The following is a 17,880-nucleotide window of genomic DNA, read 5'->3' as shown; positions in this document are numbered from 1 at the left end:
CTTTACTCTTCTCGCCTATGTCTGTCCTGGTGGCACTCTGGACAGACTACCTTACCGTCGCTGTGACGTCCGCCCCCATCCTTGATCGGCGGGTCATGATGGACCTGGGCTTGGTCTGGAGGGGTCGGGACGCCCTTTTCACTGGCGACATTCCTTACCTCTCTTCCACAGTCATCACATCTCATCTGACCATCGTTACGCTGTGCATTTTCCCTCTTGAACGCGTTACGCTGACCCCGGGTGAAGTCTCCCGGCCTGCCTGACCTTCCACGCGTAACCCCTGCTGCAGCGGCTTTTAAAAGTGCACCCGCGATCGCTTCGTTTGAAAAATCTCCCGCATCGACGAACTCGCCTACGGCTTGGCCCATCGCTGCACCTTGCTCTGCCTGGCTACCCTCAGTAGTCGCAGCAGCTTCGCCAGCCATCCATATACGCAGCTTTTCCGGGTCATTACGAAGCATGTAGCCTACGGCTGCACCGTAATACCTATCGGCAGCTGACTGCCTTCCATCCGGATCAGTGAACTTGTAAGGATTGTTGTTTGCATACCAGTAGCGATTGAAGTTCGCTGCAAACACCGAGTCCGCGGCCACCGGGTCCACGCTCAAGAACCGCCCAAGGTCCTGGTCGTAGTAACGCTGCTGCATGTAGGTCAGTCCGGTCGCCCCATCCATGGCGTGCCCGGTGTAGCCGATGCCATCGACCGTCTTGCCGATGGGGCTGCCGTAGGGCTGATAGTCGGTTCGCTCCACGACCTGCCCCGCCGTGTCCGTCACAGCGATAGGGCTGCCCAGCGCATCGGTGTGCTGGAATTTGATGGTTCCTGAGTTACGGGTGGCAAGCAGGCTCCCATTGAGATAGACGTATTCCATGTTGCCCTTGCCCGACGCCTCTGTGTAGAACAGCTGGCCAGCCTGGGTATAGACCTGAACGGTCCGCGTCGTGGGTCGGCCAGCTATCGTGCGACGGCCGTAGGCATCGTAGGCATAGCTTTCCTTGCCGGTGACATCTCGCAGACGATTTCCGTAGTCAAAGGTATAGGCTTGACCGTTCTTGTTCTTGAGGTTGCCCTGCGGGTCGTAGCTCAGCCCGACGGTGGTGGCGCCCGCATTGTTCTGGACATTGGTCAAGCGGTTCTTGGCGTCATACCAGTAATTGTTCTCGCGCACACCTGGAAGCTTGGCGGTGAGGATGTTGTCCAACACGTCGTAGGTATAGCGGTTCCAGTTGTCGCCGCCGAACCGCTCCGAGCCGGCCTCCATCAGGCGATCCAGTCCGTCATACCCCATGTAGCGGTTGTAGCCCGTCCCCCGCTGCTGATCGATGATGGCGCCGACGTTTCCATTGGCGTCGTATTGATACTCGAACGAAGCGACGTTGTTGTCCCGCACCTGCTGGGGCATCTGGCGCCCGTTGAGCACGAGCGAGTGGCTCACACCATTGCCATAGGTGAACTGCCGCGCGGCTCCATTGGGGTAGTAGCCAATACCGGAGGCGTAGACGTTCCCAAATTGATCGCGCACATCGGTCGGCTGACCAAGAGCATTGGGCGCATAGTTGATCGACAGCCCAGTGGGATAGGCCTGACTTGCAAGTGCTCCGTTCGCGTCATAGCCGTAGCCGATGGACCAGGTATACCAACCGGTCTGACCAGACGATTCGGATGTCAGCATCCGACGTTTGTTGTAGTTGTAAGCATTGACGACAGATGAGCTACCGGCATCGTTCCAGGTCGTGACCTGTGCAGGCAGTCCGTCCGGGGTGTAGGACCAGTCCTGATTGCCATTCTTGTCAGGGAACCGCAGGGTCTTGAGGCGATTGCGAGTGTCGTAGGTGCGCACCACCTGGCGGCCACTGGCAGCAGCGGCTTCCAGGTCGCAGCTGGTCGTGCTGGGGAGGTCAAGGCCGCTGGCCGACCATGCCAGGTTACCAGCCGCGTCGTAGGCCATGACGGTCGACCCGCTCTCGGGCTCGATCACTTTGCACAGCTGCTGGTTCGCATCGTAGACGTAGCTACGGGCCGCCAGGCCAACGCCATGCTCCACCGGCGGCGGCGCCACCACCTGCACGACCTGGTTGCTGGATTCATTGCCGAAATCACCGGCACCATCGCGCATTCGCCAACGCAGGTTGTAGCCGCCCGCACCAAGGGGAGCGCGGAGGCTGAAGTTGAAGTCCACACTGCCGCCAGGCGGAACATCGGATGGCAGGCCCACTTCGCCTGGCGACCATCCTCGCGTATCGCCAACCAACACAGCCCGATAGCCCTGCCCCTGGCGCCAAGTGACATTTCCCGTGTTCGTGAACCGCACGGACCCGGTGACAGAACGTCCGGTTGGGAGCTGCGCAGGCATGTTTTGAGATACGAAAGCAGCATTACGCTGCATAGCAGGAATCGAGAGTGCACCCGACCCATCAATGAGGGAGTTGTCCCGACCGACCGGAGAAATGCCATGGATATAGAACGGCTTGCCGCCTTGGCTTCGAATCAGGTCTTCGGTCACTGGAATTGAGAAGCGGTAGTTGCTTCCTGACGATGAGCAAGCGCTGGCAACGCCCGGTTCGCTGGCAAGGTTTGCACTGGCGATGGCCGCAATCGTGCCGCTGCCGGCGGGCCCGCCAGCATACATATGGACGTCAATCGATCGGCTTAGTCCTGCAGAACACGCCCAACCGACAATCGCCTTGTTGTCCTGGATACCCTCGATCCGCCCTTTGATCACCGATGCAGGCACGGCCACTGCGCCCGACCCGGAAATGGTGTCGTTTGAGGCACCTACCGGAGATAGCCCGTGGATATAGATAGCCTTACCGCCGTTCTGGATGATGAAGTTCTCATCGAGGGGGAACGAGAATCGGTAGTTGCTGCCCGAAGCACTACAAGCGCTAGCGATACCGGCATCACTTGGCAATGTGGCTGCAGTGGCCCCCGCGAGGGTTCCCGAGCCAGCGGAGCCCCCCAGATACATGTGCACATCGACCGAGCGGTTCAAATACGTTGAACACGCCCAGCCAGAGATTGAACTGTAGGTGACGCCGTCGATGTTGCCTTTGATGAGCGACGGAATGACCTGCACGGTCTGGGAGCCGAACCCACCGAACGACGCTTTTCCGTCCTGAAGCATCCGCCATACGAACTGATACTGACCGGGCGTTGTTGGAGCGGTAACGCTAAAGTTAAACGTCACTTTGCTGTCGATCGAGACAGCACTAGGCAGCTGGACTCGGTCTAGCCCCCAGGGACTCGCAACACTAGGAGTTCCCGCGTATCCCAGTTTATAGCCGAGGTTTGAACCCCACACCTGATTGCCAACGTTCTTATAGGTTGCGCTTACTGCATAGGTCTGCCCGACGACCATTTGACCGGGCGTGCTATACCCGATCCATTCTGCAGCGTTGTCAGGAACATCTGGACATACATTTCCCCGGCCTGCAGGCGATCCATCCGGGCACTGCCTTGCAGCCTCGGCCCTACCCAAAAATCCCGACAGCAGGAGAAAACCAAGCACTAGTGAAATGAGGGAGAAGAAGAGCGACTTTCGATTGGCGATTCTTTGAGTGTCCCTACGATCAGAATTCACTGCTTCCATGCACGATATCATTGAGCACCCCGCTCGATCTTGATCGCCTTGCCGAAAACGTCACGAGTAATGTTGGTCCTGCTGGACTCTGGTAGCTGCACCCACACAGGCGCGTCATAGACCGGTTGATCGAACACCTGGTAACCCGTGCGCGTCTGAGCACCTCGCGGGTTGGTGACTAGGGTTTGTGCGCCAGGCAGATACTGCGTGATCGTGGTCAGCAATCCCTGCTCGCTGTCCTGGGATATCGCCGTGGGCCTGCCCACCACGTCGAATTCGGTCCAGATCCCAGTGCTCGCCGCTTCGGTGCTGCTCGGGTAAGACGCAAAGACGGCCCTTCCCTCATGGTCGTAGGCGAAGCGCTTGGTCCGCAGCGTTCCCGCCAAGTTTGCCGCGTCGTATTCCCGCGTCAACAGCGGCTGCCACAGCGCATCAAAGTAAGTGATCTTCTGGGCGTTCCCGGTAGTCACGGTCTGGCGCCAATGGCCGGCACCGATGCCATATTCGTCGCTACCCACCCGCTCGAATGTCTGTGCGGTCGAGTTCCACGCTGTGCTGTCGCCCGATGGGTAGTTCGTGGCATTCAGCCGGCCCATCGCGTCGTAACCATACGTGGTCGCAAATCCATTCTCGTCGGTGGTCTGGCGGATCCACCCGTTGTCGTCCACCGAGGCGGACTTGGCCGTGCCATCGGCATTTGCAACCGTCTGGGGGATGCCACGCTTCCAACCGGACAGGGTCGTTGCATTTCCTAGGCCATCCTTGACCTGGGCCAGGGTCCCATCGGGATTGTAGGTATAAGTCGCAACCACCTTTCCGTTGCGCCGCTCCGTCTGGGGCAATGCATTGGCACCATAGTCAATCTGAGAGATCGCGATGCCTGTGTTGACGTTGCGAGCCATGGCGGTCTGTCCCAACACCCACGCCCCGCGTTCGTCGTAATACGCGGTTTCGTCGGTGCGGCTGTGCCAAGGACTGAACCGCTCAGTGCGCGTTGGCCTCGCGAACTCATCGAAGCACGGCTGCCCATTGCAGTCCGCGATGCGCCAAACGAACTGGTCGCCGTTGTCGATCGTGATCACCTGGCGCACAGGCCGCTGCCTGGCAGCCACGGTGTTGTCCCCGTAGTTGCCGGCTGGATACATGGTCCTCGCCGCGTAAGGTGCTGCATCGAACGCTGCGTAGTCGCTCATTTTTGTGCGCTTGGCCGTCGACCCGTTCCATCCGAAGTCCTGCTGCAAAAGCAGACCCTCGTTGGACCAGTAGCGATTGCCAAACCGGTAGCGCGTGACCTGCCCAGCGGGATCTTTGACCGTGATGTCCCGCGTGATGGGGGAACCGGCATTGCATTCGACGTATTTGGCAGGGTCGCTGGGATTTGGGTAGGGGCTTGGCTGCCAGCAGTTATTGGGCGTGCCGTAGTCATACGTCCACGTGAGTCCCTGTGCGGGCAACCCGGGGCCAGAGATCCGACGACTGGTGACGGCCATGACGTAGAACTGGTAGGGGATGTCCGAGTAGGCCTCCTGGATCCGGCACACCCTGGGCACCCACGACCGTCCCATGAGCATCGAGTTGACCGTGTAATCGCTGCGAGCGCCCGTGGGCGCCGTGATGCTTCCGACCACGTTGGTGCGTGACCACGGGCGGATGTTGTCGCAGCCTGGTGGCTGGCCGTAAGTCACACGTGCACGGGACAAAGCGAGCAAATCGAAGGTCCAGCTGCTGCCGTCAGGCAACGTCACCGTGTCCAGGGTGTCGCTGTAGCCGTAAGACCATGTCCGCCCGCCAGTGGTCACTGACGTGATGGTGTTGCCGTCTCCCCCGGCATACGACAAGTCGATTCGACGGCCGTCACTGGCAACGATGCTTAGCAGCTGCCAAGGGGCGCCAGGATTCCAGTTGTACGTCACCGTGTTGCCGAAGCGATCGGTCACTCGCGTGGGATAGATCAAGACCTCTTTGCGAACCAGAATGTAGTTGTTGGCCACCATGGGAACAATGTTCCCGATACCTGCTGTCGTCATGCTCGCCCCGCCAGCAGATGCCGTGCCCACCGAATTGGCTTGGGGAACAGGCGACGACTTGCTCAAGGCTGGATACGTGCGCGAAACCATGTGGTTGAACGCATACACGCTGCCCTGCGTGTCGACCAGTTCGAACCCTTCGCCACGAGCACCCGACTCGCTGGCGCCATCGAGCGACGCCAGGCAGCGGACGGCAGAACCATCCTTCAAGACGATGGGATAGGTTCTGCCATCGTTCGGCCGCAGCGCCTGGGCTGAGGTCTGCAAAAGCTCTTGGTCCCCGCTCTCTGGCCGATAAAGAAAGCTTCCCCTCCAAAACTCCGAAGGGTCAAAGTAGCCACCTTGATTTTCAAAGGCAGGGGGAACCTCATAACGGCTACAGCGGCTGTAGGCCGTGTCCCTGGTCCCGTTGACCACCCAGCCATCGGGAGCAATGTTGCCACCCGGAAAGCCGAAGACACCATGCATGTAGGGAATATCCAAATCCCAAAGCTTGAAGTGGCCCTTCGTCGGGCTCCCCACCGTGAACCGACGACCTACACGGACTTGGAGCGCATTGTTGCCCTTCAGATCCACATCGGTCTGGACGATCTCCATCGAGCCCGTATAGAGGTTGATGCTGTCCCCGAAGAGCTTGTCGCCGGGGCTCTTCACCACTGCGCCCGATTGGATCAACTTGCCATAGTCGTCGTAGACATCCTCGGCCGCACCCAGTGCAGGCGACAGTCCAACCAAAGCAGCCAGCGCCAATCCAAACACGCGTCTCTGACGCGAGGTCCTGCCCGATTCCATAGCATCTTCCAAGTTGACGACTGACCAAGGCCAGCACGAAGCTCATCGGTGTCCATGGGCAGGCCAATGCTGCGCACAGCAAGCAGCAGCGCTCGCCCACGCAGGCAATGGCCAGCCCTAGGCAGAAGGTTTCGAGAGCGCGCGAAGCGCGACCAGCAGTCATTCCCCAATGCTCTCGCGCTGACGAAGGTTGCTCAGAGCCATGGGCTTGTCAACGCGCTGTCACGCACGAAAGTGCGCTCTCAGACGACCACGGCAATGCCAAGATACTGACGGCGAAAGCGTTCGGGTTCGCATAACCCAGAACTAGAGAGCTTGGCCTACATTGCAATCAGATAATTCTGACGAAGCCATCAGTGCTTTTCAGACAAGCGGAGCTGGCAGTCTCCCGCTGAGGCCGTACGCGATGAGCGCCGGATGCGCGGCAATCCGAACGACCAATCGCCCTAAGCTGCCTGCGGAGGTGCATCACTGTGACCGCCCTCAGCTTGTTCGCTTGGCATTCCAAATTTGCTGATGGGTAAATCGTCAGCGGTTCTCGCATTAGCGCAAGCCGCTGCAGCGCTGCGACACGAACCTGCGCCAGGCTGATCATGGTGACCCTGCCCCGGTTCGAAGCGACGCACACGTTGCCGGAGGCGCCGCACCGGTTCGTAGGTTGTAGTCCGCTTTTCCATGTAGAAGCAAACCTCAGCGAGGACTTCCGCTCGTCGTCCAGAAGCCCGCCGGTCTTTCGTTCTCCGCCCGGAGGCTTGGACATGGCAGCCGATCGTCCACCGAGACGCATGTCCGACCCTCCCCTGGACCGGACAGCCAAGGATTTTTCGGCATGTGGGCTTAAACTTGGAGCCCCCGCTGACACGGGCGGGTCATGGTCCCTCACCACCTGCTGCGTGACCTCAGCCACCCGCCCGTTTGGCCGCGACACGGATTTCGTCCCGCTGAGTGGGTCGTCGCAATCGCCGTGCAACAAGGCATGGCGAATCGTCGAAATCGGCCCTGATTGACTGCCACATCCCGGAAGAACATTTCTTGCAAAGCACTGATCCCAAAGAAAAAACCAAGAACGCCGGTGGGGCTGTAGAGCACACACCCCTCATGAAGCAATTCTTCGCAGCCAAATCGGACTACCCCGATCTGCTGCTGTTCTTCCGCATGGGCGATTTCTACGAGCTGTTCTACGACGACGCGCGCAAGGCTGCGCGGCTGCTCGACATCACCCTGACCCAGCGCGGCAGCTCCGGCGGTGCGCCGATTCCCATGGCCGGGGTGCCGGTGCATGCGTATGAAGGCTATCTGGCGCGCTTGGTGGCACTGGGCGAGTCAGTGGCGATCTGCGAGCAGATCGGCGACCCGGCGCTGGCCAAGGGATTGGTCGAGCGCAAGGTCGTGCGCATCGTCACGCCTGGCACGGTCACCGACGAGGCGCTGCTGGACGAACGTCGCGACACCTTGTTGATGGCGATCTCGCGCAGCAAGCAAGGTTACGGCCTGGCCTGGGCCGATCTGGCCGGCGGCCGCTTCTTGGTCAATGAAGTGGACAGCGCCGATGCGCTGGAAGCGGAAATCGCGCGTCTGGAACCGGCCGAACTGTTGGTGCCCGACGAAGACAACTGGCCCGAATTCCTGCGCGGGCGCATCGGCGTGCGGCGCCGGCCGCCGTGGTTGTTCGATGCCGACAGCGGGCGCCGCCAGCTGCTGGCGTTCTTCAAACTGCACGATCTGTCCGGCTTCGGCATCGACGACAAACCTTGCGCCACGGCGGCCGCCGGCGCATTGCTCGGGTATGTCGAAGAGACCCAGAAACAGCGCTTGCCGCACCTGACCTCGATCGCGATGGAAGTGGCCAGCGAGGCCATCTCGATGAACGCGGCCACGCGCCGGCATCTGGAGTTGGACACCCGCGTCGATGGCGATACCCGCAACACCTTGCTCGGCGTACTGGACAGCACCGTCACGCCGATGGGTGGGCGTCTGCTCCGGCGCTGGCTGCACCGTCCGCTGCGCCTGCGCGATGTGCTGGTGCAGCGCCACCATGCGGTCGGCACGTTGATCGATGCAGCTGCCGATGCCGATCTGCGCGAAGCCTTCCGTGCGCTCGGCGATCTGGAACGCATCCTCACCCGCGTGGCCTTGCGCTCGGCGCGGCCGCGCGATTTTTCCACCTTGCGCGATGGCCTGGCGCTGTTGCCGAAGGTGCGCGCAATCCTGGCACCGTTGGATTCGCCGCGCCTGCAGGCGCTGCATGCCGAACTCGGCGAGCACGATGCCACCGCGCATCTGTTGATCAGCGCAGTGGCCGAGACGCCGCCGCTCAAGCTCAGCGACGGCGGCGTGATCGCCACCGGCTACGACGCCGATCTGGATGAGCTGCGTCGGTTGTCCACCAATGCCGATCAATTCTTGATCGACCTGGAACAACGCGAGCGCGCCAGCAGCGGCATCGCCACGCTCAAGGTCGGCTACAACCGCGTGCACGGCTACTACATCGAGATCAGCAAGGGCCAGGCGGAGAAAGCCCCGTTGCACTACAGCCGCCGGCAGACGTTGACCAACGCCGAGCGCTACATCACCGAAGAACTCAAGAGTTTCGAAGACAAGGTGCTGTCCGCGCGCGAGCGTTCGCTGTCGCGCGAAAAACTGTTGTACGAAGGCCTGCTCGATGCGCTTGGCACCGAGCTGGAAGGTCTCAAGCGCTGCGCAGGTGCACTCAGCGAACTGGATGTCCTGGCCGGCTTTGCCGAGCGCGCGCAGGCACTGGATTGGTCGCAGCCGGAACTGGACAGCGCCCCCTGCCTGCGCATCGAACGCGGCCGTCACCCGGTCGTGGAGGCGGTACGCGAGCAACCGTTCGAGCCCAACGATCTGGACCTGCACAGCGATCGGCGCATGCTGGTGATCACCGGCCCGAACATGGGCGGTAAATCGACCTACATGCGGCAGAACGCCCTGATCGTGCTGTTGGCGCATATCGGCAGCTACGTGCCGGCCAGCCGTGCGGTGATCGGGCCGATCGACCGCATCCTCACCCGCATCGGCGCCGGCGACGACCTGGCGCGCGGGCAGTCGACCTTCATGGTGGAAATGGCCGAAACCAGCTACATCCTGCATCACGCCACCCCGCAATCGCTGGTGCTGATGGACGAGATCGGCCGTGGCACCTCCACCTACGATGGCCTGGCACTGGCCGATGCAGTCGCGCGCCATCTGGCGCAGACCAATCGCTGCTACACGCTGTTTGCCACGCATTATTTCGAGCTCACCGCACTGGCCGACGCATCGCATGCCGGTGGCGCCAGCGGTATCGCCAACGTGCATCTGGACGCGGTCGAACACGGCGAGCGTCTGGTGTTCATGCACGCAGTGAAAGATGGCCCGGCCAATCGCAGTTTCGGCCTGCAGGTGGCCGCACTTGCCGGGCTGCCCAAGGCGGCGGTAACGCAGGCGCGCCGGCGCCTGGCGGAACTGGAACAACGCGGCGGCGAAAGCCACAGCGCGCAGATGGCGCCCACCGCACTGGATGCGCCGCAACAATTCGGACTGTTCACCGCACCCTCCTCCGCTGCGCAGGAAGCCTTGCAAGCGCTCGACCCGGATGAGCTCACGCCCAAGCAGGCGCTGGAGGCGCTGTATCGGTTGAAGGCGTTGCTTTGAGGGCTGGGAATCGGGAATCGGGAATCGGGAATCGGGAATCGGGAATCGTAAGAGCGTAGCTGCGTGAGCTGCGCTTTCGGACGCATTGCCTTGCAGGACTCGGGGATCGATTTGATCCTGCTTTGCGGGTTTTGTTCGCTCAGGTTGGAAGTCGTGATCGCATGATTGCGTGGTTGCCCAGTCCTGCATCGTGTCGCGTCAGGCTTGGCGTGTGCAGGTCGCTGGATTGATCTGTCGGCGCGACGGGCGCACCCTGCCGCAAGGCTTCGCCAGACAGGAAACCTTCCGATGACCACATCCGCTTCGTTGACCGATCAACTTGCTGCGCAATTGCAGGGCCCGCAGCTGCAGCAGCTCGCCGGCCGCCTGGGCATTGCGCCAGAGCAGGCGCGGTCGGCAGTGCAGGCCGCGCTGCCGCTGCTGATGGGCGCGCTGGGCCGCAATAGCCAGCAGGCCGGTGGCACCGATGCGTTGCTGGTCGCATTGCAACGCGACCATGCTGCCAGCCCGGACCTCGGCAGCTTGCTCGGCTCGCTGTTGGGTGGCTCGGCCACCGGTGCGCAGGGCAACGGTGCCGGCATCGTCGGCCATCTGTTCGGCGACAAGGCGCCGCAGGCCGCTGCCGGCCTGGGCCAGGCCACCGGGCTGGAGACCAGTAAGGCCAGTCAGTTGCTGCAACTGCTTGCCCCGATCGTGATGGCGTATCTGGCCAAGCGCTTTTTGAGCGGCGAAGCCGCATCCAGCAGCCAGCTCGGGCCTGCGCTGGCCCAGGAGCATCAGCAGGTGCGCAGCCATCCCGCCGCCGGCGGGTTACTGACCAGCGTGCTGGACCAGGACGGCGACGGGCAGCTGGGCCTGGGCGATGTCATGAAACTGGGCGGCAGCCTGTTCGGCAAACGCTGAGACGCTGAGTCTCCGACGCATCGTCACATGCATCCGTTGCGTGCATCCGTTGCGGGAACGCCTTGATTGCCGCAACTGCGCCGCGATCACCATCCGGCACGCTGGTCGGGCACTCGCGTGCTATCCATAGCAGCACACTATCGATATGGTTGAATAATTCGAATTCACCAAATGATCGATGCTCTTTATCGTGTGCGAACGCCTCCACGATAAGTCCGCCTGATGCGCTTGCTTGCGCCGCTCACCAAACTGCCCGTCGATGCATTCCGGGCTACCCAGGCAGGCGCTAGCATCGACAACCGAGGCGACCATGCGCAGCCCGCATCGCACGCAACTTCCCCATTCCTGATGACCCAGTCTTAAGCACCGCCCGCGATTTCGATTCCACCAGCACGTGCCGGCACCTTCGGCACGCAGCTCCCCAAGTGCTCCTGCACACAGGTATTGCCATGACCACCGAAGCAAAGTGCCCGTTCAACCACGCCGTCGTCGGTACCGGAACCACCAATCGCGATTGGTGGCCCAAGCAACTGCGCGTGGATCTGCTCAGCCAGCATTCGAGCAAATCCAACCCGCTGGACCCGTCGTTCAACTATGCCGACGCGTTCAAGCACCTGGACCTACAGGCGCTCAAGCAGGACCTGCATGCGTTGATGACCGATTCGCAGGACTGGTGGCCGGCCGACTTCGGCCATTACGGCCCGCTGTTCGTGCGCATGGCCTGGCATAGCGCCGGCACGTATCGCATTGGCGACGGACGTGGCGGCGGCGGACGTGGGCAGCAGCGCTTCGCCCCGCTCAACAGCTGGCCGGACAACGTCAGCCTGGACAAGGCGCGCCGCCTGCTGTGGCCGATCAAGCAAAAGTACGGCCAGGCCATTTCCTGGGCCGATCTGATGATTCTCACCGGCAACGTCGCGCTGGAATCGATGGGCTTGAAGACCTTCGGTTTTGCCGGCGGCCGCGAAGATACCTGGGAGCCGGATCAGGATCTGTACTGGGGCCGCGAAACCAAGTGGCTGGGTGGTGACGAGCGCTATTCGCGCGGTTCGCCCGGCGTGGACGAAGCGCACGGGGTGCTGGTGAAGGACGACGACAGCCAGGTGCCGCATACCCGCGACCTGGAAAACCCGTTGGCCGCCGTGCAGATGGGCCTGATCTACGTCAATCCGGAAGGCCCGGACGGCAACCCCGACCCGATCGCCTCCGCGCGCGACATCCGCGACACCTTCGCGCGCATGGCCATGAACGACGAAGAGACCGTGGCGCTGATCGCTGGCGGCCACACCTTCGGCAAGACCCACGGCGCCGGCCCGGCCGACTACGTGGGCGCCGAACCCGAAGCCGGCGAGCTGGAAAGCCAGGGCTTCGGCTGGCATAACCGCTACGGTAGCGGCAAGGGCGCCGACACCATCACCAGCGGCCTGGAAGTCACCTGGACCACCACGCCTGCGCAATGGAGCAACGATTACTTCGACCATCTGTTCGGTTTCGAGTGGGAGCTGAGCAAAAGCCCGGCCGGCGCGCATCAGTGGGTGGCCAAGAACGCCGACGCCATCATTCCCGACGCGCACGACGCCTCCAGGAAGCATCGCCCGACGATGCTGACCACCGATCTGGCGCTGCGCTTCGACCCCGCGTACGAAGCCATCTCGCGGCGCTTCCAGCAGCATCCCGAACAATTCGCCGATGCCTTCGCTCGCGCCTGGTTCAAGCTCACCCACCGCGACATGGGCCCACGCGCACGCTACCTCGGCGCTGATGTGCCTGCCGAAGAGTTGGTGTGGCAGGACCCGGTGCCGGCGGTCGATCACGCACTGGTCGATGCGCAGGACGCCGCCGCGCTCAAGCAGACCATCCTGGCCTCGGGCCTGAGCGTGGCGCACCTGGTGTCCACTGCATGGGCGTCGGCCTCCACGTTCCGCGGCTCGGACAAGCGTGGCGGCGCCAACGGTGCGCGTATCCGCCTGGCCCCGCAGAAGGAGTGGCAGGCCAATCAGCCCGAGCAACTGGCCAAGGTGCTCGCAACGCTGGAACGCATCCAGGCCGACTTCAACGCTGCGCAATCGGGTGGCAAGAAGATCTCGCTGGCCGACCTGGTCGTGCTGGCCGGTAACGCCGCAGTGGAACACGCAGCGCAAGCCGCTGGCCACCAGGTGACCGTGCCGTTCGCACCCGGCCGCACCGATGCGTCGCAGGAACAGACCGATGTGGAATCCTTCGCCGTGCTCGAACCGGTGGCCGATGGCTTCCGCAACTTCGCCAAGCGCCGCTACGCAGTGCCGGCCGAAGCGCTGTTGATCGACAAGGCCCAGCTGCTCACCCTCACCGCGCCGGAGTTGACCGTGCTGGTCGGCGGCCTGCGCGTGCTGGGCGCCAATGTCGGCGACTCGAAGCATGGTGTGTTCACCAGCCGTCCCGGTGTGTTGAGCAACGACTTCTTCGCCAACCTGCTCGACATGCGCACCGAGTGGAAGGCCACCTCGGAGGCGAAGGAGGTGTTCGAAGGCCGCGACCGCAGCACCGGCGAACTTCGCTGGACCGGCACGCGCGTGGACCTGGTGTTCGGCTCCAACTCCATCCTGCGTGCGGTGGCCGAGGTCTACGCCAGCGCCGATGCGCAGGAGAAGTTCGTGCACGACTTCGTCGCCGCCTGGACCAAGGTGATGCAGCTGGATCGCTTCGATCTGGCCTAGGCGTCCTCACTCACACCCACCTGCCAACATGCAGGTGCGTGTGCCTGGTAACGCAAACGCCCCGAATCACCGGGGCGTTTGCGTTTGCGGGTCTATTGCATGACAGCCTGTTGCGACAGTGCGCTACAACGCGTCGATATCGCCCAATGCCGTGATCAAACGTCGCGCACGCTTGTCCGGTTTACCCTCGGGCGCCCGGTAGCCGGTGCGCTCGGCAGCGCGCTGCTGGCGCCATTGCGCGCGGGCCTCGCGCGAGCTGTCGCTTTCGATGTACAGCGCCTGCGCGACCGGCGCCGGGCCGCGCACATCGCTGAGCGCGGCAACGGTGATCTCGAAGATTCCGCCGCCGCGGTCGATACGCAGTTGTTCGCCGCTGCGCAACGCGCGCGACGGCTTGGGACGCTGCCCGGCCACGTCTACCTTGCCGGTGTCCACTGCGTTCTTGGCCAGGCTGCGCGTCTTGAAAAAGCGCGCTGCCCACAGCCAGACATCCAGCCTGACCGTCATCGCCTGTTCCAGCTCTAGATTCATTCGTTTCGCGGTCTCGTGTCGTGCATTGGCTCGCGCAGTGCGCAGTGCATGCGCGCGCTGCGATCTTGCGCAAACGCCGGCTCGGTTGCCGGCGTCTTCGGCGACGATGGCGTGCGCCACACCCGATGTTTGGGCCACGGCTGCGAAACTCAAGCGGGCAGGACCAGGTGCGGCTTGGTCCGCACCGCAGGGCAGTACCGCCGGTGGACCGCCGTCTCCGCTAGCTGCTCGTTATGTCCACGGTGCGCGGCATATCCGGGTTCGGATGCGCCGCGATCAACGCATCGTCGGTGGCGTTGGCACGCAGTGCCGCAGGTCGGGCGGCATGCCGTAGCGCGAAGGCGGTAAACGCTGGACGCGGCTCCAGCATGCCGGTACGCGTGTAGAAACCCACCACCGCCGCCATGTATAGGTCGGCCGCGCTGAAGCGGTCGCCGGCCAGGTGTTCGCGGCCCGCGACCGCCTGTTCCAGGGTCTGCAGAAGGTCCGCTTCGTGGCCGTAGCCGGCGCTGCGTGCCGGTGCCAGCACGCCGCTTTCCTTCGCGGTCAGCAGCGCCTCCACTGGGCCGGCCAGGAAAAACAGCCAGCGGTAATAATCGGCGCGCGCCGGCGATCCCGGCGGCGGCGCCAGGTGCCGCTCCGGCACCAGGTCGGCCAGGTAGGCACAGATCGCCGCGTTCTCGGTGACGACCGTGTCGCCATGGCGCAGCGCAGGCACCTTGCCCATCGGGTTGATCGCCAGATAGTCCGGCGCCTTCATCGTGGTGCCGTAGTCGAGGATGACCGCCCGGTACGGCAGGCCGGTTTCCTCCAGCATCCAGCGGGCGACACGGCCGCGTGACAGCGGGTGGGTGTAGAGCACGATCTCGGTGGACATGGGCAGACTTCCCTGGTGGACAGCCTGCAGTCTGGTCCTGCCCTGCTGACAGGTGCTGTCAGCAGTCGGCTCCGTAGCCGGTCGCCGCGCGCCAGCGCTTGATCAGTAGATGCCGGCGCGAGGGATAGCGTTCGCCGTCGTCGGCCAGGGCCAGCACCCGGTCGGCACGGAAGTGGCGGAAGTCGCCGCGCAGTTCGCACCACGTGGCGATCATGCCGTAGCCGCCGAGAAAGGCCATCGCGAACGGCCAGACCCGCCGTTGCGAGGCAGCGCCTTCGGCATCGGCGTAGTCCATCCGCAGCACGTGTTCGAGCCGGATGCCGCGACGCAGGATCGGCAGCCACGGTGCGGGCGGTTGCGCAACATCGGCCGCGGGCACCAGCAGCCCGCTGGTCTCGATCGATGCGCGCAGGGTGCCGGGCAGCGTGGCGGTGATGCGCGCCACCGCGCGCTGCGCCGCCTGCGCAAGTTCCGGATCGGCCTGGCGCCCCACCCAGCGCGCGCCCAGGGTCAAGGCCTCCAGTTCGTCCTCGGTGAAATTCAATGCCGGCAGCAGGAAGCCTGGACGCAACACGTAACCGACGCCGGGATCGCCGAGGATATCGGCGCCCTGCGCGCGCAAGGTGGCGATATCGCGGTACAGCGTACGCAGGCTGACGCGCAGCGCAGCGGCGAGCTGGGCACCGGCCACGGGCCGACGTCGTCCGCGCAGGGCGTCGAGCAGATGCAGTAAACGGGTCGCACGGATCACCATCGCGACAGCATAGTGGGCTTTGCGTCCTTGCTGCTTTGGGCCGCACAGCGATCCGGCATCCGGGTCATAGACGAATGGGCGCATCCATAGGAATCCAACCGCGATGCAGCGCTCGGCCGGCGCATCAGCAGGCCAGCTGTCGAACACGTCCGACCATGGCTGCGGCCCAGCCGATACACGCTTCCCCATCCTCGCCAGGCCCACCTGCCGCGTTGCGATGCATGCACAAACCCTAGGCAGCTTCGCATGCCGCTGCCAGACAAGGCGCGCAGCGCGCTCCACGATCGGCGCGCCCCACGCCACATAGCCGCAAGTGCGCTGCATCCGGGCTCACCCGGGCAATGCTAGTGTGCGCACCTTCTGCGCGACGATACGACTGCGATGCCCAAATCCGCTGTCCTGACCGAAGGCCCGATCGGCAAGAACCTGCTGTTGTTCGCACTGCCGATCATGGCCGGCAACATCGCCCAGTCGCTCAACGGATCGATCAACGCGATCTGGATCGGCCGCTATCTCGGCGAAGAAGCGCTGACCGCGGCGGCCAATGCCAACAGCATCATGTTCTTCCTGATCGGCTCGGTGTTCGGCATCGGCATGGCCTCGACCATCCTGATCGGCCAGGCGATGGGCGCGCGCGATATCGCCCAGGCGCGCAAGGTGATGGGCACCAGCGCGAGCTTCTTCGGCGGGCTGTCGGCCGTGATCGCCGTGCTCGGCTGGTACCTGGCACCGCATTTGCTGATCGCCATGGGCACGCCCGCCGCCTCGCAAGCGCTGGCCGAAGACTATCTGCGGGTGATCTTCCTGGCGATGCCCACGCTGTACCTGTTCGCCTTCCTGTCGGCTGCATTACGTGGCACCGGCGATGCGCGCACGCCGTTCCGTTTTCTGTTGCTGTCGGTGCTGCTGGACATCGTGTTCAACCCGCTGCTGTTGTTCGGTATCGGCCCGTTTCCGGCGTTGGGCATTGCCGGTGCGGCCTGGGCCACGTTGATCGCGCAGGTCGTCGCACTGGCCGGATTGCTGGTGTATTTGCGTAAAAAACGCCATGTCTTGTGGCTGGGCCGGAGCGACCTGCGGCTGTTTCGCATCGACCCAGCCATCCTGCGCGCGTTGATCGTCAAAGGCGTGCCGATGGGCCTGCAGATGGTGATGATCTCGCTGTCGATGATCGCCATGTTGTCGCTGGTCAATGGCTTCGGCACTGAAACCGCTGCTGCGTTCGGCGCAGGATTGCAGCTATGGAACTATGTACAGATGCCGGCCATGGCGGTGGGCGCCGCTTGTTAGTCGATGGCCGCGCAGAATGTGGGCGCCGGTCTGTGGTCGCGCGTGGATGCGGTCGCGCGTACCGGCATCGCCGCCAATTTCCTGATGACGGGCCTGCTGATCGTGCTGCTGATCGTGTTCGATCGCTGGACCCTGGCCCTGTTTCTGCCCGAAGGCAGCGCCACGCTGGAGGTTGCGCGACACCTCAACCACATCGCGATCTGGTCGTTCCTGCTGTTCGGTGTCAGCTTCGTGGTTTCGGGTGTGGTCCGCGCCACCGGTGCGGTGATTCCGCCGTTGTTGATCCTGGCCTTTTCGTTGTGGGGCGTGCGCGTGCCGTTGGCCAACGTGCTGCTGCCGCATCTGGGCGCCGATGCGGTATGGTGGAGCTTTCCGATCAGTTCGGCCTGTTCGATGCTGCTGTCGCTGGCGTATTACCGCTGGGGCGGCTGGCGCAAGGCGCGCATGCTGACAACACCCACGCATCCGGCGGAACTTGCGGCTGCAGCGGAAGTGCCGGCGCATCCGGCCTCGCCGGTCGCCGACCCAGCCCCGCTCACCGACGCGCCAGGCGGGCCTCGGGCACCGCAGCGTTAGTCGCGTTTTCGAGTCGCGTTTGCGGCAGGCGTACCGCCGGGTCCGCAGCCATTCCAGGCGCGTTCGCTTGGAACCGTCATGGGACCATGGGTACTAACCCTCCGCACGCCGCCCACTCCCGATCGAGCGCGCGTGGTTACTGCAGGCATTCCCGCAAGGTGCGGCGTGCCTCATGCGTGGATGCCGCAACCGAACGTGC

The 17,880-nt window shown here is 63.4% G+C and carries 8 protein-coding genes and 1 pseudogene; 4 read left to right on the top strand and 5 right to left on the bottom strand.

Annotated elements, in window-relative coordinates:
* Positions 1-2: 2 nt before the first annotated feature.
* Positions 3-3,602 (bottom strand): RHS repeat domain-containing protein, encoded by a 3,600-nt coding sequence (locus AMD14_RS07145; RefSeq protein WP_011050832.1) that lies wholly within the window; start codon positions 3,600-3,602, stop codon positions 3-5.
* Positions 3,599-6,412 (bottom strand): RHS repeat protein, encoded by a 2,814-nt coding sequence (locus AMD14_RS07140; RefSeq protein ID WP_040107590.1) that lies wholly within the window; start codon positions 6,410-6,412, stop codon positions 3,599-3,601. The genes AMD14_RS07145 and AMD14_RS07140 overlap by 4 nt, the downstream gene beginning before the upstream one ends.
* Positions 6,413-7,498: 1,086 nt before the next feature.
* On the opposite strand from AMD14_RS07140, the gene mutS reads away from it, so the two are divergent.
* From mutS to katG, 3 genes are all read left to right on the top strand, one after another.
* Positions 7,499-10,054 carry a DNA mismatch repair protein MutS gene (mutS, locus tag AMD14_RS07135; protein WP_005914698.1) on the top strand — a complete coding sequence of 852 codons (2,556 nt, stop codon included), beginning with the start codon at positions 7,499-7,501 and terminating at the stop codon, positions 10,052-10,054.
* 288 nt (positions 10,055-10,342) lie between these two features.
* A complete protein-coding gene (locus AMD14_RS07130) occupies positions 10,343-10,957 on the top strand; it encodes a DUF937 domain-containing protein (protein WP_005914697.1) in 615 nt (204 codons plus the stop codon).
* A gap of 449 nt (positions 10,958-11,406) precedes the next feature.
* Positions 11,407-13,653 carry a catalase/peroxidase HPI gene (gene katG / locus AMD14_RS07125; RefSeq protein ID WP_011050828.1) on the top strand — a complete coding sequence of 749 codons (2,247 nt, stop codon included), beginning with the start codon at positions 11,407-11,409 and terminating at the stop codon, positions 13,651-13,653.
* A gap of 123 nt (positions 13,654-13,776) precedes the next feature.
* Here katG and AMD14_RS07120 read toward each other — a convergent pair whose 3' ends face one another.
* The 3 genes from AMD14_RS07120 to AMD14_RS07110 all read right to left on the bottom strand — a co-directional run bounded on the left by AMD14_RS07120 (position 13,777) and on the right by AMD14_RS07110 (position 15,815).
* Entirely contained in the window at positions 13,777-14,184 is a 408-nt protein-coding gene (locus AMD14_RS07120) for an RNA-binding S4 domain-containing protein (protein WP_011050827.1), read from the bottom strand.
* 220 nt (positions 14,185-14,404) lie between these two features.
* Positions 14,405-15,061 (bottom strand): glutathione S-transferase family protein, encoded by a 657-nt coding sequence (locus tag AMD14_RS07115; RefSeq protein ID WP_015462974.1) that lies wholly within the window; start codon positions 15,059-15,061, stop codon positions 14,405-14,407.
* A 58-nt stretch (positions 15,062-15,119) separates the two neighbouring features.
* Positions 15,120-15,815: a helix-turn-helix transcriptional regulator gene (locus tag AMD14_RS07110; protein WP_011050825.1), complete on the bottom strand. Its 696-nt coding sequence runs from the start codon at positions 15,813-15,815 to the stop codon at positions 15,120-15,122.
* Between the two features lie 381 nt (positions 15,816-16,196).
* On the opposite strand from AMD14_RS07110, the pseudogene AMD14_RS07100 reads away from it, so the two are divergent.
* Positions 16,197-17,681: pseudogene (locus AMD14_RS07100) on the top strand (MATE family efflux transporter).
* Positions 17,682-17,880 lie beyond the last annotated feature (199 nt).

This window comes from Xanthomonas citri pv. citri (assembly GCF_000961215.1).
GTDB classification, from domain to species: domain Bacteria; phylum Pseudomonadota; class Gammaproteobacteria; order Xanthomonadales; family Xanthomonadaceae; genus Xanthomonas; species Xanthomonas cissicola.
Note: the sequence above shows the minus strand (reverse complement) of the source record. Positions and strands in the feature narration are given on the sequence as shown.